General features: G+C 59.5%; 16 protein-coding genes and 1 tRNA gene. 12 read left to right on the forward strand and 5 right to left on the reverse strand.

Annotated elements, in window-relative coordinates; genetic code table 11:
• The 3 genes from V7651_RS15555 to V7651_RS15565 form a co-directional block, all read right to left on the reverse strand.
• The coding region (locus V7651_RS15555; protein ID WP_335613698.1) for an efflux RND transporter permease subunit at positions 1-2,729 on the reverse strand (2,729 nt) is incomplete at its 3' end.
• Positions 2,730-2,740: 11 nt separating this feature from the next.
• Positions 2,741-4,030 carry an efflux RND transporter periplasmic adaptor subunit gene (locus V7651_RS15560; RefSeq protein WP_335613699.1) on the reverse strand — a complete coding sequence of 430 codons (1,290 nt, stop codon included), beginning with the start codon at positions 4,028-4,030 and terminating at the stop codon, positions 2,741-2,743.
• A complete protein-coding gene (locus V7651_RS15565; protein ID WP_335613700.1) occupies positions 4,027-5,184 on the reverse strand; it encodes a TolC family protein in 1,158 nt (385 codons plus the stop codon). Before V7651_RS15565 ends, V7651_RS15560 begins: the two co-directional genes overlap by 4 nt.
• Before the next feature lie 301 nt (positions 5,185-5,485).
• On the opposite strand from V7651_RS15565, the gene V7651_RS15570 reads away from it, so the two are divergent.
• From V7651_RS15570 to V7651_RS15595, 6 genes are all read left to right on the forward strand, one after another.
• Entirely contained in the window at positions 5,486-5,776 is a 291-nt protein-coding gene (locus tag V7651_RS15570; RefSeq protein WP_045699909.1) for a hypothetical protein, read from the forward strand.
• 186 nt (positions 5,777-5,962) lie between these two features.
• Positions 5,963-6,376 (forward strand): hypothetical protein, encoded by a 414-nt coding sequence (locus V7651_RS15575; protein WP_034742939.1) that lies wholly within the window; start codon positions 5,963-5,965, stop codon positions 6,374-6,376.
• 83 nt (positions 6,377-6,459) lie between these two features.
• A complete protein-coding gene (locus tag V7651_RS15580) occupies positions 6,460-7,698 on the forward strand; it encodes a TolC family protein (RefSeq protein ID WP_034742943.1) in 1,239 nt (412 codons plus the stop codon).
• Positions 7,695-9,521: an efflux RND transporter periplasmic adaptor subunit gene (locus V7651_RS15585; RefSeq protein ID WP_034742946.1), complete on the forward strand. Its 1,827-nt coding sequence runs from the start codon at positions 7,695-7,697 to the stop codon at positions 9,519-9,521. Before V7651_RS15580 ends, V7651_RS15585 begins: the two co-directional genes overlap by 4 nt.
• Positions 9,518-12,733, forward strand: coding sequence for an efflux RND transporter permease subunit (locus V7651_RS15590; RefSeq protein ID WP_051615576.1), 3,216 nt, complete (start codon positions 9,518-9,520; stop codon positions 12,731-12,733). Before V7651_RS15585 ends, V7651_RS15590 begins: the two co-directional genes overlap by 4 nt.
• Positions 12,730-13,155 carry a copper-binding protein gene (locus V7651_RS15595; protein ID WP_335590909.1) on the forward strand — a complete coding sequence of 142 codons (426 nt, stop codon included), beginning with the start codon at positions 12,730-12,732 and terminating at the stop codon, positions 13,153-13,155. The genes V7651_RS15590 and V7651_RS15595 overlap by 4 nt, the downstream gene beginning before the upstream one ends.
• A gap of 237 nt (positions 13,156-13,392) precedes the next feature.
• Here the strand turns inward: V7651_RS15595 and V7651_RS15600 are convergent.
• A tRNA-Ser gene (locus V7651_RS15600) sits at positions 13,393-13,482 on the reverse strand.
• 561 nt (positions 13,483-14,043) lie between these two features.
• Between V7651_RS15600 and V7651_RS15605 the strand changes: the two genes are divergently transcribed.
• The 6 genes from V7651_RS15605 (at position 14,044) to V7651_RS15630 (ending at position 19,400) form a co-directional block, all read left to right on the forward strand.
• On the forward strand, positions 14,044-14,955 hold the full coding sequence (locus tag V7651_RS15605; protein ID WP_335613701.1) for a septal ring lytic transglycosylase RlpA family protein: 912 nt from the start codon (positions 14,044-14,046) through the stop codon (positions 14,953-14,955).
• Between the two features lie 119 nt (positions 14,956-15,074).
• The gene (locus V7651_RS15610; RefSeq protein ID WP_035539142.1) at positions 15,075-16,226 is read left to right on the forward strand and encodes a D-alanyl-D-alanine carboxypeptidase family protein; all 1,152 of its coding nucleotides are present in this window, start codon (positions 15,075-15,077) and stop codon (positions 16,224-16,226) included.
• A 4-nt stretch (positions 16,227-16,230) separates the two neighbouring features.
• Entirely contained in the window at positions 16,231-16,878 is a 648-nt protein-coding gene (tmk, locus tag V7651_RS15615) for a dTMP kinase (protein ID WP_241767009.1), read from the forward strand.
• Positions 16,875-17,810, forward strand: a complete 936-nt coding sequence (locus V7651_RS15620; protein WP_051624838.1) for a hypothetical protein — start codon at positions 16,875-16,877, stop codon at positions 17,808-17,810. The genes tmk and V7651_RS15620 overlap by 4 nt, the downstream gene beginning before the upstream one ends.
• 10 nt (positions 17,811-17,820) lie before the next feature.
• Positions 17,821-18,594: a TatD family hydrolase gene (locus tag V7651_RS15625; RefSeq protein WP_035539137.1), complete on the forward strand. Its 774-nt coding sequence runs from the start codon at positions 17,821-17,823 to the stop codon at positions 18,592-18,594.
• Positions 18,591-19,400 (forward strand): MBL fold metallo-hydrolase, encoded by an 810-nt coding sequence (locus tag V7651_RS15630; protein ID WP_335613702.1) that lies wholly within the window; start codon positions 18,591-18,593, stop codon positions 19,398-19,400. The genes V7651_RS15625 and V7651_RS15630 overlap by 4 nt, the downstream gene beginning before the upstream one ends.
• Positions 19,401-19,641: 241 nt before the next feature.
• Here V7651_RS15630 and V7651_RS15635 read toward each other — a convergent pair whose 3' ends face one another.
• Positions 19,642-20,028 carry a response regulator transcription factor gene (locus tag V7651_RS15635; protein WP_051624837.1) on the reverse strand — a complete coding sequence of 129 codons (387 nt, stop codon included), beginning with the start codon at positions 20,026-20,028 and terminating at the stop codon, positions 19,642-19,644.
• Between the last annotated feature and the right edge of the window lie 72 nt (positions 20,029-20,100).

Here is a 20,100-nt window from a genome sequence, read left to right on the forward strand (position 1 = left end):
CCGGTTATCCAGAGCGCCAGTGCGCCCCCCGTCAGGGCCAGCGGGATATTCAGCAGGATGAGGACCGACGACTTCAACCGGCCGAACGTTATCAACAGGATCAACAGTACGATACCGAGCGTGATCGGGATGACCACGGCAAAACGGGCGTTCGCCTGTTGCTGAAGTTCGAACTGGCCACCCCAGACAAGGCGGTAACCGGGAGGCAACTCCAATTGGGCATCCGTCAGCGCCTGGGCTTCCTCGACAAAGGAACCAATATCACGCCCCCTCACGTTCGACTGGACCGTGATAAAGCGTTCTCCATTCTCGCGTGTGATCTGGCGCGGTCCGATGATCGTCTCGATTCTGGCGACTGTTTCGAGAGGTACCCGTGCGCCCGATGGTGATTCCAGCACGATACGGCTGATCGCTTCGGGCGTATCCCGGTTTTCTTCATGCAGGCGCACGACGATTGGGAACTGGCGAACACCTTCGAACAAGGCACCGGCTTCGGCGCCGCCGACGGAGGCGCGAAGCGCATCCAGTGCGTCTTCGACGTCGAGACCGTAACGGCCAAGGGCGGCCCGATCCACCGTCACCACGAGTTGCGGTGCGCCGGTGATCTGGTCGGCCTGGACTTCAGCAGCGCCGTCAACTTGCTGCAGGAGTGTCTGTAGCACCTGCGACCTGTCGAGAAGGATTTCCGAGTCTGGCCCGAAGATCTTTACCGCCAGCTCAGCACGTGTTCCGGTGATGAGCTCATCCACGGCCATGGCAATCGGCTGCCCGATGCTTGCAACGATACCTGGCACCGATTCCAGGTTTTCCGAGATGGCCGTACGCAAGTCCTCGGGAGACATCCCTTCGCGCCACTGATCGCGCGGTTGCAGTTCGACGAAGGCTTCCGCGCTATTGGTCGGGTCCGCATGCGCGCCGACTTCGCCGCGCCCGATACGCGTGACGATCGACTTGATCTCTGGAAACGCATCCAGCAGCCGTTTTTCGACCCGCGTTGTCGTTGCGGTGGCTTCTGTCAACGAGATCGATGGGGCCATCGTGACCCGCAACAGAATGTCACCTTCTTCGAGCGAGGGTGTAAATTCCGACCCAAGCCGCGAGCCGGCGAGCCCACCTGCAACAAGAAGCACAGCAGCCATCACAATGGCTGCCATGCGTTGCCTGACGAAAAAGCCAGCAAGTGAGCTGACATAGCGGGCGATAAGGTCAGGCTTTTCTTCGTTCTTTGCCTTTCCGCGACGCATCAGGCCATTTGCAAGGGACGGCGCAATCAGCGCTGCGTAAAAAAGCGAACCGGTCATCGCAAGCGCAGCAGATGCGGCGAGTGGACGGAACGTCTTGCCCTCAACGCCTTGCAGCGAAAACAGCGGCAGGAAGACAACGATGACCACTGCGACAGCGGCAACCAGGGGCGCAATGACCTCGGCAGTCGAGCGTGCAACGACGCTGCGCTGATCTTCCGTGCCTGCGCTTTCCCGGAGACTCCGATCGACATTTTCCGCGATGACGATCGCGCCATCGACCATCATCCCGATGGCAATGGCGACACCGCCCAGCGACATCAGATTGGCACTGATGCCGAGCACGTTCATCGCGATGAATGCAAAGCCGACAGAGAAGGGAATCGAGAGAACGACGACGAGGCTTGGCCGCCACCCGCCCAGAAAGACGAAGACAACTAGCGCCACAAGCAGACCGCCCTGCCAGAGCGCGGTCGTCACCGTTGCAGAAGCCTTGTTCACGAGTGTACCCTGGTCATAATAGGGAACCGCCGTCACGCCTTCGGGCAGGCTTGCGTTGATTTCTTCAAAGCGCTTCTGCACGCGGGCGATTACGTCAGACGTGTTGGTGCCGTAGAGCTTCAGCACGAGGCCGGCGACGACTTCGCCTTGACCATTTGCCGTGGCAAGTCCCTGGCGGACGCCGCCGCCGATGACGATTTCGCCCAGGTCGCGGACGCGGACGGGGCGTCCGTCATCAACATTGACAACGATTTCGGCAAGGTCATCGACCGACCGGGCCAGTCCGACGCCGCGCACGGTGTACTGCTCCGCGCCAATTTCGAGGAATTGCGCGCCTTCCGTCTTGTTGCCGCGCTCCAGCGCGCCAATCACGTCGCCAATCTGGATATCATAGGCGAGCAATGCATCCGGATCGAGGCGGACCTGGTATTGCTTTTCGAAGCCGCCAAGCGAGAGCACTTCGGTGACGCCCGGAACGGTCTGCAGCTGATACTTGATGATCCAGTCCTGGATCTCGCGCATTTCGACGAGATCCCGCGTCCCGCTGGTGTCATCCAGTCTGAAGTAGAGAATGATGCCCAGGCCCGTCGATATGGGTCCCATTTGTGGGTCACCAAACCCGTCCGGAATGTTGCCGCGCGCCTCAGCGAGACGTTCACCGACGACCTGGCGGGCAAAATAGACGTCCGTCCCGTCTTCGAAATAGATGTTGACCACGGACAGGCCGAAATTCGAGACTGAGCGCATGCTCTTGAGTTTCGGGAGGCCGGACATGGCCGTTTCAATCGGATAGGTGACATAGCGTTCGACCTCTTCCGGGGCGAGGCCTTCGGTTTCGGTAAAGACCTGAACCAGGGAGGGGGTGACGTCCGGAAAGGCATCCACGGGCAGGGCCCGGAAGGCGAACAGGCCGCCAAGCGTCATGGCGAGTGCCGCGATGGCTGCCAGGAGACGGCCCCCGGCGATACGGTGCATAAAATTGATCATGTCTGTTGGTCCTAGTGTCCGTGTCCATCGCCAAAGGCGTCTTTTTCAAGCTGGGCCTTGAGGGTGAAACCCCCTTGCGAGACAAAGGTCTCGCCGACCGCCAGGCCCGAACGAATTTCGACAAAGCCGCCGGCCGTTGCACCGATCATCACTGGCCTGGGTGCGAAACCGCCTTCAACGGGAACAAAGATCGACGGTTTGTCCTCGACAATCTGGACGGCTGTTTGCGGGACCCGCACCACGGGGCTTGCATTGCCGACACTGAGATCGGCCGTCACAAACTGGCCGGGCGTCAGACTGCCATCGGTATTGGCCACAATCACCCGTGCCGTCGCGGTGCGAGAGGTTTCATTGATGACGGGAAGCACGAAAGCGACAGTCGATAGCGCCAGGACATTTCCTGCGTCGGTCTTCAGCGCGACAGGTGCGCCAATACGTATACGACCAATGTCCTGTTTGTAGACGGCGATGTCTGCCCAGACCACGCTGTCATCCGCGATCGTGAAGAGCGTGTCGGCGCCGGCGTCTCCCGCGGCAACAGTCTCGCCAAGAGTCACTGCGCGCCGCACAATCGTTCCAGCGATCGGCGCAGTCAGGTAGGAATTGGCATTGTCGCCATCTCTTGCTGTCGCGACGTTTTCCAGCGCTTCATGACTGACACCTGCTGCGTGTAGCTCATTTTCGGCTGCATCACTTACGGCTTTTGCGGCTTCAAATTCCGCACGTGCGGTCTGAACGTCGGCTTCAGAGGTGACCTTGTCGGCCCAGAGCTGTTCCTCGCGCGCGAGGGCCTGAGCGGCAAGGGCTTTTCTGGTTTCACCCTTCTGCCAGGTCGCTTTCAGGCCGGCGAGATCGCGGCTGGAGATCAGCGCCAGAGTCTCGCCTCGCTTCACGTGATCGCCTTCGCTGGCGTAGAGCTTTGCGACAACGCCGCTGACCTTTGGTGAGACATTCGCGACCCTGTCTGCGTCGAACATTATTTCTGCTGGAAGGCTGAGTGACTGGCCCATTTCGGCCATTTTCGCCTCACTGAGTTCAATGCCCGCTTCGCGTGCTTCTGCTTCGGTCAGATTGACGACATCGCCTTCGTCTTCGCCGTGTTCGTCGTGAGTATCGTTTCCTTCGGAGTCCTTCTCCTTGTCGGCAGCTGAGAATGCCTCATACGGGGTGTTCCCGTGCGTGTCATTTACGGCCGAAGCGACGGCGCTGGTTTTGCCGTCTGCCGCTGAAGTCTCGCCACAGGCCGACAGCAGGGCTGTCAAACTCAGTAGGGCTGTTGTCAGGATCAGGGACTGTTTCATTGGATGTCTCCATTAAAGGGGGGGGCGCCAATCAGGCTTCGCAGGCGCATGTTTTCGGTATTCAGGGCGCGGGCGGCATCGATCACGGCCACGCCGGATTCGATCAGGCCCTTACGGGCATCGAGGGTCGAAGTGAGATCGAACTTGCCTGCGGCATAGCCCTGGACGGATGCTTCATAGGCCGCCCTGGCAGAGGGCAGGGCATCGTTTTCAAGGAGGGCCAGGCGTTCCTGGGCCGCGCGGACCTGAGCGACTGACGCACGTTGGCTGGCAAGCAATCTTGCCTCCACAGCCGCCCGGTCGGCGCGACCGGCATCGGTTCTGTAACCCGCGGCGCGGGTTGCGTCCCGGTTGCGGTCAAACAATGGGACAGGAACGCTGACGCCCAGAAGGAAGGCGGTATCGCCCGTTTGTTCAAACTGCCGCATGCCGGCACTTAGCGTAAGATCAGGAATCCCTTGCGCGCGCGCCAGATCCTGCTCTGCCTGCCGGGCGACGATGCCCGCTTCGGCTACTTTGATGGCGGGGTGTTGGCCCAGGTTGGCAGGACCGGGGTCGGCGGGCGCCGTCATTGGCTGGACGGGTGCCTCGAAGACCGGGTCGGCGCTTCCCCACAATGCGCTGAGATCGTAGCGAAGGGATTCCATGTCACCGCGTGTCTGTGCGGCCACTGCGCGCAAGGCTGCAGCATCGGCTTTCGCCCGGGAAAGTTCCGGTGGCGCGGCCGCGCCTGCATCCACTCGCTTGCCAACGGTTTCGCTGAGCGTGTCCGCCAGTTCGGCCGATTGATCGGCGAGACGGACGAGCTGGGCGGCCGCGTCCAGTTCATAGAAGAGCGTCACCGCCTCCAGTTCTGTTTCACGCAGGATGGCGCCGCATTCTGCCGTTGCAAGCGCGGCACTGGCACGCGCAGCGCGCTGACGTTTTGTTCGCTTGCCGCCCAGCTGGAATGTCTGGGCAATCGAAAATGTTGTCTCGGTTTGATCAAAGCCAGCGAGTGGCCCGGAGCCCGAGAAGTTTTCTAGTTCCAATCCAATCGACGGATTGAGCCAGCGACCGGCCTGATCTGCGTCCGCCTGGCGAGCGCGTGTTTCCAGTGCGGCCTTGCGCACTTCCGGGGAAGCATTGCGGACTTCTGCCAGTACGGCGTCCAATGTTAAGGGGGCACCTGCCTCGATTGCGGAGACAGCGACCATTGGTCGGCTGCACGGAGCCGCGACCGCAGTGCCCGCAAGGACAGCTGCGATCAGGGCACAACATGCACCCTGCTTCAATGTATTCATTGAGTTAATTTCCTCGTGATGACCTGAAATATGCCGACGGCAGAGCCGTGGCTATGGCGTCAGATCAGACACGGGGAGGGCGGTAGAGGCCGAAGGGACCGGCGCGAGGCGCGGTCGCGTTTATGCCTGGCCACACGGAAGCGTCAGGAATTATGCGAGATACGGAGCTGGTATGAAAGGACCCGGCCAGATGGAAATGACAACTCCCGCATGCATCTACATGATGATCATGATCCGGGCTCGACTGTCCGTCTTTCGTGCGTTCTGTGCTCGTTTCGACGCCCTGGTCATCCAAAGCCTGACAGACTATCGTCTCAGGATCAATCGCATGTACATCCGCCGACGCAGGGCCAATCAACATGGTCGCGACCAGACAAGTCGCGAGCCAAAGTCTGATATTGAAGATGACGCCGAACAAACGCATGTGATGCGCCATAACAGTCAATTCTTCAAAAATCACTAAGAAATGTCACGCTCTTGAGGACTTTAACGCAACAGGGCTGGTGGTGGCTTACTAGTCCGGCAGGCATTTAGCGCTATCCGGTCGCCCGTAAATATATCGCGAGTCTTACGGCAGCGCGATCACAACTCCTTGATTTACCATGTCGGACTATTGGAATATTAATTTTGATGTGTGCATAGGGATCGAATGATCGGCATCTGTCGCCTCTTCCTCGCGCTTGTCGCGGCTGCACTGGTCGCCTGCCCGGTGATGGCCTTGGATGTCCAGAATCGTGGCGACGGCATCGAGGCGATGCTTGTGTCGAAGAGTGTTCAGGCAGCCCCTGGCATTGAAGATGTTCATCGCGATGCTTCCGGACCCGATTCGATGGAAGAGTCGTGCCCTAAACGAAATGATTGCAGCATTATCGCAATCAATCAGGTTTCACCCGCGCCCACCGTCTCTCCGCTGCCCGATGAAGCGAATTTGATCGCGATTCCGGCGGTGCAATTTTCGGTGGAAGAAGTCCTTATCAAGGGGTTCTCAACCGGTCCGCCGGCAGGAACATACAAACCCCGCCCGCAGACACCTCTCGTCCTGAAACAACGTTTCCTGATCTGATCAGCACAACAATCGCTCTGCCGCGCGCCTGAAGGCTCGCGGGCGGTTGCCTTGTTCTTCTGATTCAAATCCAGGAAAGACCCATGTTCACTCACCCATCACGCGTCTGGCTGCTCGCAGCGGTCGCCGGATTCGCATCTTCAACTTTCTCGGGTGCTCGCGCCCAAAGTCTCGATCAGCTGGAGGCAGAGCTCGCGCGCCATCCCGCGCTGGACGCCCTGCAATACCGTTCGGACGCAGACCGCGAACGCGCCACGGCTGCTCACGCGCTACCCGATCCGGTCATATCGCTCGGCATCAACAATTTGCCCGTTTTCGATCCGGTATTCGACAGGTTCCTGCCAACCAACAAGGCTGTAGGGGTACGCCAGCAGTTTCCGTCTGCTGCCTTGCGAAACGCCCAGTCATCGGGAGCGAATAATCGCGCCGCCCAGACCGATGCGGCGCGCGATTGGCAATATGCCCAGTTGCGCGCGGAGCTGCGCATTTCGCTGATCGAACGCGCGCGTATCCGGGAACAACGCCGCCTCGCGCTGGCCCGGCGCGAAAAATATGCCGAATTGACGGACGTCATACAGAACGAGATCGATGCGGGCCGCCCGGCTCTGTTCCGGCTGGCACAAGTCGATGTTGAGCGGGCTGATATTGATCGCGCGCTCGCAGAGCTCGACGCCGAGAACGCAGATATCGATGCCAGGCTAGTCGACCTAATCGGCGCGGTACCTGATACAGATGCGCCTATGCCGGTCGTCGCTGAATGGACGGGGGAGGCCGGCGCCTTTCACGCTGTTCGTATCGCGCAGGCGTCTGTCGGCGTTGCCGACGCCGGCGTCGATCAGGCGGCCGCCGCATATAAACCAGAATGGGGCGTGCAGCTAACCTATCAGCAACGTGAAAACGGGCGCGGAGGCATGGGATCCACCTTTGCTGGCGATGACTGGGTCTCGGGCATGGTGACATTCACTGTTCCCATCTGGGCTGAGAAGAGCCAGGCGCCCCGGCTGCGCGCGGCCAAAGCCGACCGTAGCGCGGCACGTGCCCTGTCCATGGCGGCCGCGAGGCGCGCGGCATCCGACTATGCGGGTTACCTGGCGACACGGCGTGCAGCCGTCGAATCGCTGGCGGTGCTCAAGCAGAAGATCCATTCTCTTGAGGACCAGCGAGACGCCTTGCTCACTGTGTATGAGTCCGGCGCCGGAGACTATTCCCCGATCATCGATGGCGAACTCGCTATCCTGCTCCTTCAGTCGCAAACCGCTGCCGAAGCGGCGCGCCGCGACGGCGCGACCGAGCGCCTCAATGCCCTTCTGGTGACATCATGAAAAATACAATTGTAACAAGTTTGCTCGCCTTGACTCTTTTGCTGGCCGCTTGTGGCGGCGCTGACCCCAATGCGGCAACGATGCGTGGGGCGGATGTGTCAGCCGATTCCGGCGGGGAGGTGCAGTCCTACACCTGCCCAATGCATCCGCACTATATATCGACCGACGCTGACGGGACCTGTCCGATCTGCGGCATGGATCTCATACCTGCCAAGGCAACGCCCACAGCAGGCAAGGGCAAGGGGGACGTCCTTTACTACAAGAATCCGATGGGCCTGGCTGACACGTCACCGGTTCCCAAGAAGGATTCGATGGGGATGGACTATATCCCAGTCTATGACGAACCAGCCGCTGGCAGCGGTATCACCGTGCCGTCCGAAATGTTGCAGACAATGGGTGTTCGAACGGCGCGCGCCCAGTATGCGTCATTTGGTCGGACGGTACGCGCATATGGAAACGTACAATCGAACGAGCGAACGGAATCTGCGTCGACCTCTCGGCTTGAAGGCTGGATCGAAAGCCTCACTGTGCGGGCGGAAGGCGATGCGGTTCGTCCCGGTGCCTTGCTGTACCGTATCTACAGTCCCGACCTGATTGCCGCACAAAAGGACTACCTGGCATCGGTCAAGATTGGCAATGACGCCCGGATCGCTTCCGTTCGCCAGCGCCTTCGTTCACTTGGCATGCAACCCGCCACAATCGCCCAGCTGGCCAGCACCGGTCAGCTCATTGAACGCGTCCCGGTCTATGCCGAAACAGGTGGGATCGTGAAATCTCTCGACATTCGCGAAGGCGATTATGTCAAACCGGGCACACCGGTCCTGCGCCTCCAGTCATACAGCGATGTCTGGGTCATTGCTTCCGTCGCAGAGAAGGATCTGCCCTTCATCGACACGGGGCTGCCGGTATCTCTCTCCATCCCAAGTGCACCGGAGGCGGCAGGGAAGGGTCAAGTCGACTATATCTATCCGACAATCGATCCGAAGACGCGTACGGCGCAGGTGCGTATTCTCGTCGACAACGCATCCGGTGCGCTCCGGCCGGGCGCCTATGCCGATATATCGTTCGACCTTGGCGGCGAAGCGCGCCTCTCGGTTCCGAGCGAAGCGGTGCTGCGTGACAGTTCCGGCGCGCATGTTGTTGTCGCGCTGGGCGATGGCAAATTCGACGCGAGGGCTGTTCAAACCGGTGTGTCCGCCCAGGGGCTGACGGAAATCCTGCAAGGCGTCAGGGCCGATGAAGAGGTGGTTGCCAGCGGCCAGTTCCTGCTCGATTCCGAAGTCAGCCTCCGCGAAGGGCTGGCAAAACTTAGCGGACCAACCGCCGGAGGGAATCCGGACACGCCACTTGACGAACTCGTCACCGATTCCGGAACACTGGCCGAGATCGACCATCTGACGGACATGGCCCTGTATTTTTACGAGGCGCTGACAGAAGGGTACCAGATCGATCCGACTTTTCTCGCGCCGGCGATTCAGACCGGCGACGCGCTTGGCGTACGTTTCAGCGGCACGAGGCTGGCGCCTGTCCTCGAGGGCGCCGTAACTGCGCTGATGTCGACCACCGACGCCACGGATGAGGTGACAACACGCAATGCCCTGGCAGCCCTGATGACTGCGCTTGACCCCTGGCTCATGGAAGGCGCGCCCGCCCATTACCGAGACGCAGGTCTTGCATTCTATCGTGAGACAGAAACCGGGCGCGCCTGGCTGCAGCAAGGGAGCGAGCCGACCAATCCGTATGGGACAGCCCAGGCAGAGAAGATCGCGTGGCCTGATCCCATGAACATGAATATGAGCGACATGTCGGAGGTGCCACAATGAGCGCGTCTTCCGATCAAGACCTTGCTGGCCGCGACCCGTCGCAGTCTTCTATCGCGAGACTTATTTCCTGGTCTGTTGCCAACCAGCTGATTGTGATGACGCTTGCGGTTGCGCTTGCGGTTGCTGGCTGGCTCGCGATCCAGAACACCCCGCTTGATGCCATTCCGGACCTGACGGATACGCAGGTCATTATCCGGACGGACTTTCCGGGCCAGTCGCCGCAAATTGTCGAAGACCTGGTGACCTATCCCCTGTCAACCAGCCTGCTTGGCCTGCCCAGGACGAAGGATGTGCGCGGGGCGTCGATGTTCGGAACCAGCTTCATCTATGTCATCTTCGAAGACGATGTGGACCTCTATTGGGCAAGGTCGCGCGTGGTTGAGGCCCTCTCGAGGCTCGGGTCGGAACTGCCTGCAGGCGCGACGCCGCAGATCGGACCAGACGCGACAGGAGTCGGCTGGATCTACCAATACGCACTGGTCGACAAGACGGGGGGGACCGACCTTGCCGAATTGCGCTCCCTGCAGGACTGGTTCCTCAAACTGGAACTGTCAGGCGTCGAGGGCGTTGCGGAAGTCGCTTCCGTCGGCGGCTTCGTCCGGGAGTTTCAGGTTCTGGTCGACCCGAACCGGTTGCGCGCGTTCAATGTTCCGATCCGGCGCGTGGCTGAAGCGGTAAGGTCTGCGAGCGGCGAGGTTGGCGGGCGGGTGCTCGAGCAAGGCGAAACCGAATTCGTTATCCGGTCCTCCGGCTATGTCGAGCGCAGTGCGGACCTGCAACAGGTCGTGGTCAAGGCCGAGGATGGCGCGCCGGTGACACTGGGCGATCTTGCGCGGATTGTTGAAGGACCGGCCCTGCGTCGCGGTGTGGTCGAACTGAATGGCGAAGGCGAGACAGTCGCCGGCATTATTGTGATGCGCGATGGCGAGAATGCGCTCGATGTCATCAGGCGCGTGAAGGCCAAACTGGCAGAGCTGCAGCGCGGCCTTCCAGAAGGGGTGGAGATTGTCACCGTCTATGACAGGGCGCCGCTGATCGAAGGCGCCGTTGAGTATCTCAAGGGAAAACTACTGGAAGAGGGAATCGTGGTTGCGCTGGTCGTCTTCATATTCCTCCTTCACTTCCGTGCAGCGTTCGTCGCCATCATTACGATACCGCTCGGTGTGCTCGGGGCCTTCCTGATCATGTCGGGGCAGGGTGTGACGGCCAATATCATGTCGCTTGGCGGGATCGCCATCGCGATCGGCGCCATGGTCGATGCCTCAATCGTCATGGTCGAGAATGCCAGCCGGAAGATGTCGGAACTCGGTGACACGGCTACGCCAAAAGTGCGAAGAGCAGCCCTGGTCCACGCGGCCCAGGAGGTCGGACCCGGGCTGTTCTTCTCCTTGCTGATCATTGCGGTTTCCTTCCTGCCAGTCTTCGCGCTTACGGGAGAAAGCTATCGTCTCTTTTCGCCCCTTGCGTTCACGAAGACCTATGCCATGGCATTCGGCGCAGTTCTGTCGGTAACCGTCGTGCCGGTCCTGATGGTCTGGCTCCTGCGCGGACGCATGAAACCGGAAAGCGCCAACCCGCTCAACCGGTTCTTCATCTGGCTGTACAAACCGATACTGCATGCGGCGCTGCGCTTCAAATGGCTGACGATCGGGCTGGCATTGCTGGTCATGGCCAGCGTCATTCTGCCGGTCCAGCGTCTCGGTACAGAATTCATGCCAGCGCTGTATGAAGGCGAACTTCTCTACATGCCGATAGCCTTGCCCGGCGCCTCCTCAACCAAGATGCGTGAAATCCTCGGTCAGACAAACCGGCTCATTTCGACCGTTCCGGAAGTCGAACGCGTTTTTGGAAAAGCGGGCCGCGCTGATTCCGCAACCGATCCGGCTCCCCTGACCATGATCGAAACATGGATCCAGCTGAAGCCGAAATCCGAATGGCGGCCGGGCATGACACCGGACAGGATTACCGACGAGCTGAACAGCCGGCTCCAGATGCCTGGCCTGGTGAACTCGTGGGGCTATCCGATCAAGATCCGTATGGACATGGTGTCGACCGGAGTGCGCACACCGATCGGTGTGAAGGTCACCGGTGACAGCCTTCAGGACATAAGCCGCGTCACGCGCGAGATCGAAACGGCCGTGTCCAATGTGCCCGGCACAAGGTCGGCCTTTGCTGACCGGGTCTTGGGCGGCCGATATCTGGAGATTACACCGGACCGGGCCGAACTCGCACGCCGAAACATCGATATGGGTGTCTTCCAGTCAGTCATCCAGACGGCCCTCGGGGGCATGAAACTGGCGGAGTCCGTTCAGGGACGCGAACGCTACGATATTATCCTGCGCTATGATCGTGCGTTCCGGGAAACCAGCACGGACCTTGAGAATATACTCGTGCCGACTCCGGAAGGTGCCCATATCCCGCTCGGCGAGATTGCCAGCGTCGCCTATACGGAAGGCCCACCCATGATCCGGTCGGAAAATGCAAGGCTGACAGGATGGGTCTTCGTCGATATCGCTGGGCGCGATCTTGGCGGCTACGTCTCGGATGCGAGAAAGGCCGTGGCCGATTCCGTCGATTTGCCTCCGGGCTACGCCGTGGAATGGTCTGGTCAATACGAACAGATGCAGGCTGCCAATGACCGTTTGAAGATTGCTATTCCGGCGGCTGTTGGTCTGATTTTTCTTTTGCTCATGCTGCATTTCGGTAAATTTGATCGCACCGCCATGATCATGATGTCGCTACCTTTCGGCCTGGTTGGTGGACTTTGGGCGGTCTGGCTTGCGGGCTACAATTTGTCAGTTGCCGTCGCCGTGGGCTTTATTGCGCTCGGTGGCATCGCCGTTGAGACCGCCGTTGTCATGCTGCTCTATATCGACCAGCAGGTCAGGCTCGAACGACCAGAAAGCCGCGCACAATTGTTCGCCGCCGTGAGCCATGGCGCGGCCATGCGGGTCCGGCCGAAACTGATGACGGTGACAGTCGTTATGGCCGGTCTCACGCCGATCTTCCTGACGGAAGGGTTAGGGTCTGACGTGATGCGCCGCATTGCCCTGCCCATGCTCGGCGGCATGGTTTCGACAACCGTTCTCACGTTGATCGTCGTCCCCGTGATTTACTACATCTGGGTCGGACGAAAACTGGCCACACGGGCGGGATCGGATTCGACGGTTCCGGCCGACCCTATCGAAACGATTGAAGGAGAAATAGCATGAAAACCATCAAAGGCATGAAGGCGGGCATCATCTTGGGTGGGCTGGCATCGACGCTCGTCGCTTGCGGGCAAGCCCCGGACCACTACGCCACAGCCGCGAGACCTGAAACTGCGAGAGCAGGCCAGCCTAAGAACCCGGCATTGCAACAAGCGCTATCGGGAGAGGGTCAAGGTACGATTATATCGATTGGACCGGATGGTGACTTCCTGACAATTGATCATGGTCCGATTGAAGGTGTTGGCATGGGCGCGATGACAATGGGATTCGAGACACTCTCAAGAGTTGATCTGGCGGGATTTGCCAAGGGCGACAAGGTCGCGTTCAGCGTCAAGCAGGGCAGGGACGGGAGTTTCCGTGTAACAGTCATTTGTAACATCGAAGCTCACGGCAAGGATTGCCTGCCAAAATTGACTCCGAACTAGATTGCATATTTGCGTGAATGCGCAGTTCGGCACGCACGGCAGCAGTTTAGCCCTATCAATTGGCACAACCTCCAAATCCACCGGAGATTCAGCGAATCAGCGTGATCGATCATGTCCGTCATTTTCGTAAGCACTGGCCTTCGGACACAAATATTCTGCATTTCGTTTGCGATTGTGCACTAGAAAGTGCACTAGAATTCATAACAATAAATATTATCCAATAATAACAACGCGCAATGGCGGAGGAGGAGGGATTCGAACCCCCGGAGCCCGCGAAGGCTCAACGGTTTTCAAGACCGCCGCATTCAACCACTCTGCCACTCCTCCGGCGACGCGTGTTTGGAATATCGGCTGGGGCTTTGCAAGTCCTGATATGCGCCCCGGAGCGCGTTGATGCCGACCAAACCTATTAATGATATATTGCCCAATCTGACGAAACCGACATTCCCGGTTCATCGGGCATCCACCTCGATCTGGTAACCATGATCACTGAACGCGGCAGAACAGCCGCTTAGAAATGGAAGAACAGTCCATTTCGTGACCGCAGAACGAGGTAGAATTAACGCAATGCGTTTCCAGACACAGGTTCACGCCACAAAACTCACAAGCGCTCTGATCGCCAGTGCCGTTGCACTCGCAGTCGCGTCACCCGCATATGCCGGTAAGAACAACCCTGCACCAATCGTATATGCAGGACAGGCGCCGCAGACGGGTCAGTCCGCGCCTATGCCCGCATCGCGCCAGCCCCGCTTGAGCGCACCGGCCCGCATCACTGCGCCAGCGCCGGGAGAAGAGGGTAAGCGTATCGCATTCCGTTATCCAGGATCTTCGGTCGCGGCTGCACCAGCGCCCACCGCGCGCAACTATGCGAGCCTTGAGGCACCGCAAATGTCCCAAAAGCAAGAGATCACTGAGGCGGCAGTCACACCCGATGCGTTTGATGCGTCCGTGACGGCTGATCGGATCGCGGCGACACGCCAAGTGCCTGTTGTTGCCTCGGAACCTCTGGAATCCCTTACGCTGGCATCTGCCGTTTCCGCAGGGCAGGGGAGTGTGACCCCCGCCCCCATGAATCTGACTCCTGCCGCTGTCTACTCAGCAATGCCAACATCGACGCCTGTTTTTGATGAAACCGGCATAGGAGTTGTGTATGGCGACGAGTTTGTCGGCCTGCCGACTGCAAATGGTGAAGTCTTTGCGCAGGAAGGCCTGACGGCGGCCCACCCGACGCTGCCGCTGCCGAGCCTTGTGCAGGTAATCAATGTCGACACGCAGAAGGCGGTTGTCGTTCGTGTGAATGATCGCGGACCGTTCGAAGACGGCGCCATGCTTCAACTGTCCAAACAAGCCGCAAGCGCACTGGCATTCGGACCGGACGACCGGGCAAATGTACGCGTGCGTTACCTTGGGCCGGCGCCGGTATCAGGTGCCGTGATTACGACGCAACAAGAGAAAGCGCCTAATAATCTGGTCCTGGCGAGCTATCAGCCGACACAATCAGCCAGTGCACCCGTCATGTATGCTTCTGCACCGCAGCCTGCTCGGGCCGTGAATGTTGCGATGGGGCAGGGTGACTACTTTGTCCAAGTGGGTGCCTTTGCAGACATCGGGAATGCTCAGGACTTTGAGGCAAGCCTTGGTGGTTCAATGCCTGTCGTCATTGTGCCCGCACGGGTCAACGGCGCGGATTACTTTCGCGTGCGTGTTGGTCCGTTTCCGACCCGTGACTCTGCGGCTCAGGCGCGCGATCAAATGGCCGATAGCGGCATCGCCAATGGCCGGATTGTTGAAGATAACTAAGCCCGGCTACAGAACGCCCCATTGACGCTGACCACAAACCGGCCCTTTTTCCCGATTACACGGGAATAAGGGCCGAATGTCGTTTGGCCCTCTGATTTTGCAATGGAGGCCCTCGCCCAATGAAGCGCCGATCACCTATTCTTGCCGCGATGTGCGCCCTAACGCTGCTCGTTGCTCCAGCGACCGCGCAGATCATCGATACACCTGCGACGCATGCCGTCATTCTGGATAACGCCACCGGTGAAGTCCTCTACTCCAAGGATGGCGCGGAACCAATGATCCCCGCCTCGATGACCAAGATGATGACTGCCTATCTGGTGTTCGACATGATCAAGCGCGGCGAGTTGAAGATGACGGACCGTTTGACGGTCAGCGCGGACGCCTGGCGTCGCGGCGGGTTCCCTTCCGGTACATCCACCATGGGGCTGGTTCCCAAGGACACGCCCACCATTGAGGAATTGCTTCATGGAGTGATAATCATGTCCGGCAATGATGCATGCATCGTGCTGGCCGAAGGCATTTCAGGATCAGAAGAAGCTTTCGCACGAAGGATGACGGATCTCGCCCATGAGAAAGGCCTGAAATCGGCGAACTTCCTCAACTCGACAGGTCTTGAAGCTGTCGGACACGTCATTTCGGCGGAAGACCTTGCGCTTCTGGCCAAGATGACCGTGGATGACTTCCCCGAATACTACAAATGGTACAGCCTGCCCTCGTATAGCTGGCGCGAGTACACCCAGCCGAACCGCAATCCACTGCTCGGCATTGAAGGCGCTGATGGCGTGAAGACCGGACATCTCGAGGCGTCGGGTTATGGCCTTACAGGCTCGGCCGAGCGTGACGGCGTCCGGCGCACAATTGTCATCAATGGAATGGAGACGATGGCCGCACGCGCTTCGGAAGCTGAGCGCATGTTGCGTCTGGCCTTCCAGAGCTTCGAATTGAAGACGATCGCTCCTGAAAGCGTCTCGCTGCCGGAGCAAAAGGTGTGGCTGGGCCAACAGGGCCTGGTGCCGGTATCGCTGGCCGAGCCCATGCTGATCGCCGGGCACAAGGCTGCGTTCGAAAATGCGAAGACCGAGATCGTACTCGACAAGGCACTGGAGGCGCCCGTGAAAAAGGGCGACCGCGTGGGCCGCCTCGTCGTGACGCTGGAAGGCCGCGCGCCGGTTGAAGCGCCGATCATCGCAGAGGCTGATGTGAACAAGATCGGTTTCTTCGGAAAAGCCATTGCCGGCCTGAGTGCACTCATTTCTGGCAATGGTGGCTGATAGGTTGACCGGACGCTTTATCACCCTTGAGGGCGGCGAAGGCGTTGGCAAATCCACGTTACAGATGGCGCTTGCTGAGCGGTTGCGGGGCATGGGCATAGACGTTGTCACGACACGTGAACCCGGCGGCACGCCGCTGGCTGAGCGCATTCGCGAGCTGGCCTTGCGTCCGCCTGAAAACGACGGCTGGTCGTCGATGTCCGAAGCCTTGCTGATGAATGCGGCCAGGAGTGATCATCTCGACAAGCTGATCCGTCCGGCGCTGACGAATGGGAAATGGGTGATCTCGGACCGATTTTCCGATTCGACGCTGGTATACCAGAGTGTCAAAGGCGGCGTCGCCAAGGATATACTGCTGAAGATCGAAGCCGCCGTGATAGCAGATACGCGGCCGGATCTTACGCTTGTGCTTGATGCGCCGAAAAGCGCAACCGACGCCCGCCGCACGAGCCGGGGAGCACAAACCGACGCGTTTGAAGCTCGGCCGTCGACGTTCCATGAAGCGGTCCGCAGCGCTTTCCAGACGCTTGCACAGTCGGATCCAGCCAGGTGCCGCCTGATAGATGCCGGCCAAACGGCTGAGCAGGTCGCAGAGGGTGCTTGGCAAGAAATTAAAGCTCTGTTGTCGGCGCAACGTGCGAGCGCGCCATGAGCGCGGCCTTACCCCTTATTGGCCACAAGGACGCTGAAACGGCGTTTATCTCAGCGAATGAAAGTGGCAAGCTGCATCATGCTTGGCTGATCGAAGGCCCGGCCGGTATTGGCAAGACACGGCTCGCCATGCGACTGGCGGCGTATATGCTGGGCGCACGCGGGCCCGCAAACAGCCCGCTCGATGCGCCACAGGATGATCCAGTGATGCAGGCCTACCTAGCAGGCGGCCATCCGGACCAGCGTACCGTCCAGATTGAACTCAATGACAAGGGCAAGCCCCGGCAGGATATCACTGTCGACCAGATCCGCGACCTGAACCATTTCTTTACGCTGCGCCCCGCCATGGGCGGGTGGCGCGTGGGGATCATTGATGCGCTGGACGAGGTGAACCGGAACGGCGCCAACGCGCTACTCAAGACGCTGGAGGAACCACCCGCCTCCAGCATCATGTTCCTGATCAATCACGGCTCGAAACCCATTCTCCCGACCATTCGCTCGCGCTGCCGCACATTGCGCCTGAAGCGATTGTCCGACGAGGACACGGCGGCTGTGCTTAAGGCCGTAGATGCGCCGAAGGAGTCCTTGGGCCTCGCGCGCGGCCGTCCGGGCTTGGGCATTCGCTTGTCCAGCCCGGCAGGCCTGCAGGCGGCCAATGCGGCCCGGGCCCTGCTGCGCGGCATGCCGAAACCGAATGACGCGCTGCTGACGGCTGCGCTCCAGACAGCGAATGCCGACGCGGTGGCCATGGAAGCGTTCAGCGCTGAAGTGTTGGGGTGGCTGGCAGACAAGGCCGATGATAATCCGGCCGCCGCCGATGCGTGGCTCAGAACATCGCGTTTGCTCGGTGAAGCGGATGAACTCAACATGGAGGCATCGCAGACGGCCGCCAAGGTGATCGCGGGCCTTTATTCTGTGGTTGGGCAAGGTTAAGGCATCTCCCATGTTCGATACACATGTGAACCTGCACGGCGATGTATTCGCCGAGGACCTCGATGAAGTCCTTACGCGCGCTCGCGCAGCAGGCGTGAGCCGGTTCCTGGCGATCTGTGACCGATTGGACAATTTCGAAGCGGTCCATGCGATTGCATCAGCGAATGATGACATCTGGTGCTCGGTAGGTGTCCATCCGCATCACTCCAAGGACTTTCCCGACCTGACAGTCGACCAGCTGGTTGAAGCCGCAACACGTAAGGACGTCGTGGCGATTGGCGAGACAGGTCTGGATTTCCATTACGGCTACAGCGCTGAGGATGCCCAGATCGCCAGCCTGCGCAAACATATCGAGGCAGCGCGGCAATCCGGCCTGCCGCTCATCCTGCATACGCGGGAAGCCGACGATCTGATGGGCGACATGCTCGAAGAGGAATACGCGGTGTCGCCATTTGTACCGCTGCTGCACTGCTACACGGGCGGTGCACGGCTTGCGCAGCGCGCACTGGCACTGGAAGCGTTTGTATCTGTTTCAGGTATTCTCTCATTCAAGAGCGCGAGTGAAGTGAGAGACGTGATTGCTGACGTGCCAATGGAGCGCCTGATCCTGGAGACAGATTGTCCGTATCTTGCGCCGATGCCGATGCGGGGACGCCGCAACGAACCAGCCTATCTGCAGCACGTGGCAGAAGCGCTTGCTAAGCTCAAAGGCCTCGAGGTGGACGCGGTGAAAGCGACTACTGAGGACAATGCGCGGCGTTTGTTTGCGAAAGTCGACGCATGAGCGGATTGGACCATCGGCTGACCTTGCTGGGCACCGGTTCGTCCGGCGGTGTGCCGCGCGTCGGTGGAGACTGGGGTATCTGCGATCCGAACGAGGTCCGTAATCGGCGCATGCGCTGTTCGGCTCTGCTTGACAGAATGGGCACTAACGGCGCGATGACGCGCGTCCTGATCGATACGTCACCTGACCTGCGCGAGCAATTGCTCGCGGCCAATGTCCGCGCACTCGATGCACTGGTCTATACGCATGACCATGCAGACCAGACGCACGGGATCGACGATGTCAGAGCGCTCGTGAACATGATGCGTAAGCCCATACCGACCCATATGGATGCGGTGACCCGCCAGTCGCTTGCCACCCGGTTCCAATATTCCTTCGAGGGTATGGGCGGATATCCACCGATCCTGCAGACAATGCCGGACATCATTCCTTACCAGCCATTTACAATCAGCGGCGCTGGCGGAGACATAACGCTCTTGCCGGTCGACATGGAGCACGGGCGGATCCGGTGTTGCGGTTTCCGGATTGGCGGACTCGCTTACTGCAACGATGTAAACGAGTTGCCTGAGGAGAGCCTGGAGCATTTGAGTGGACTGGATGTGCTGGTCGTCGACGCGCTGCGCTACACGCCGCATCCATCACACGCCAATCTGGAGAAGGCGCTTGGTTGGATTGCCGAGCTGAAACCTGCGCGGTCGGTGCTGACCAACATGCATGTGGATCTGGACTACAAGACGCTGCAGAGGGAGCTGCCTGTAGGCGTGGAGCCAGGCTACGACGGCATGGAAATCCCGTTCAGCGCCTGACAACCCGCATGTCTTAATTTCCCATAATGATGATTATGCGACTCTAGGTTAGTGTCTTCCATGACCACACGGATTGCAAATCAGTTCGATTTTCAAGTCGCATACATTGCGCGCACATGCTGTCCGAAGCTCAAGCGGACTTCGCCAGCGCCGTTCCCACATGAGCAGATTAGGAACTTGTTAATCCTCGTCCGCGCAAGCGTATCCCTTCCCCCTTCTCTGCTGAACATCGATGAAAGACTCAAACAAGCAGCACACGATCAATCGCGGCCAGTAGCGTGTCGTCCAGCATCGGCTTGTAGATGAGATCCTCAAAGCCTGCCTGCAGAGCCTGCCGCAGGAGGTCGGGCGATTGCCAGCCCGTTATCATGATCGCTGGTGTGTCATCGCCGCCAGCGCGCAGCTCCTGCAATAACGCGAAACCGTCATGATGCGACATCTTGAAGTCGATCAGGATGCAATTGAAAACCTGCGCCTGCTCCCTTTCAAGAAAGGCCAGTCCGTTGGCGAATGCCGTTACGCCATAGCCCTTTGATCGCAGCAGAAGTGAAAGCGAGCGGCAAACCGGCTCATTGTCATCGACAACAGCAATCCAAAACTGCGTCTCTGTCTCTGCGGATTGCGACATGCTGTTCCTTTTGAGAGCCGGTTATTCTCAAGGATGGCTCAGCATCACCGCGTCGTCTTTAAGTAAAAGCCC

The sequence above is a fragment of the Hyphomonas oceanitis genome, assembly GCF_036964545.1.
Classification (GTDB): domain Bacteria; phylum Pseudomonadota; class Alphaproteobacteria; order Caulobacterales; family Hyphomonadaceae; genus Hyphomonas; species Hyphomonas oceanitis.

Coding starts and splice junctions, on each gene's coding strand:
- V7651_RS15560 (WP_335613699.1), bottom strand. CDS start 4,030: ATGAAACAGTCCCTGATCCTGACAACAGCCCTACTGAGTTTGACAGCC.
- V7651_RS15580 (WP_034742943.1), top strand. CDS start 6,460: ATGTTCACTCACCCATCACGCGTCTGGCTGCTCGCAGCGGTCGCCGGA.
- V7651_RS15620 (WP_051624838.1), top strand. CDS start 16,875: ATGAGCGCGGCCTTACCCCTTATTGGCCACAAGGACGCTGAAACGGCG.
- V7651_RS15635 (WP_051624837.1), bottom strand. CDS start 20,028: ATGTCGCAATCCGCAGAGACAGAGACGCAGTTTTGGATTGCTGTTGTC.
- V7651_RS15585 (WP_034742946.1), top strand. CDS start 7,695: ATGAAAAATACAATTGTAACAAGTTTGCTCGCCTTGACTCTTTTGCTG.
- V7651_RS15610 (WP_035539142.1), top strand. CDS start 15,075: ATGAAGCGCCGATCACCTATTCTTGCCGCGATGTGCGCCCTAACGCTG.
- V7651_RS15575 (WP_034742939.1), top strand. CDS start 5,963: ATGATCGGCATCTGTCGCCTCTTCCTCGCGCTTGTCGCGGCTGCACTG.
- V7651_RS15625 (WP_035539137.1), top strand. CDS start 17,821: ATGTTCGATACACATGTGAACCTGCACGGCGATGTATTCGCCGAGGAC.
- V7651_RS15590 (WP_051615576.1), top strand. CDS start 9,518: ATGAGCGCGTCTTCCGATCAAGACCTTGCTGGCCGCGACCCGTCGCAG.
- V7651_RS15605 (WP_335613701.1), top strand. CDS start 14,044: ATGTCCCAAAAGCAAGAGATCACTGAGGCGGCAGTCACACCCGATGCG.
- V7651_RS15630 (WP_335613702.1), top strand. CDS start 18,591: ATGAGCGGATTGGACCATCGGCTGACCTTGCTGGGCACCGGTTCGTCC.
- V7651_RS15570 (WP_045699909.1), top strand. CDS start 5,486: ATGAAAGGACCCGGCCAGATGGAAATGACAACTCCCGCATGCATCTAC.
- V7651_RS15595 (WP_335590909.1), top strand. CDS start 12,730: ATGAAAACCATCAAAGGCATGAAGGCGGGCATCATCTTGGGTGGGCTG.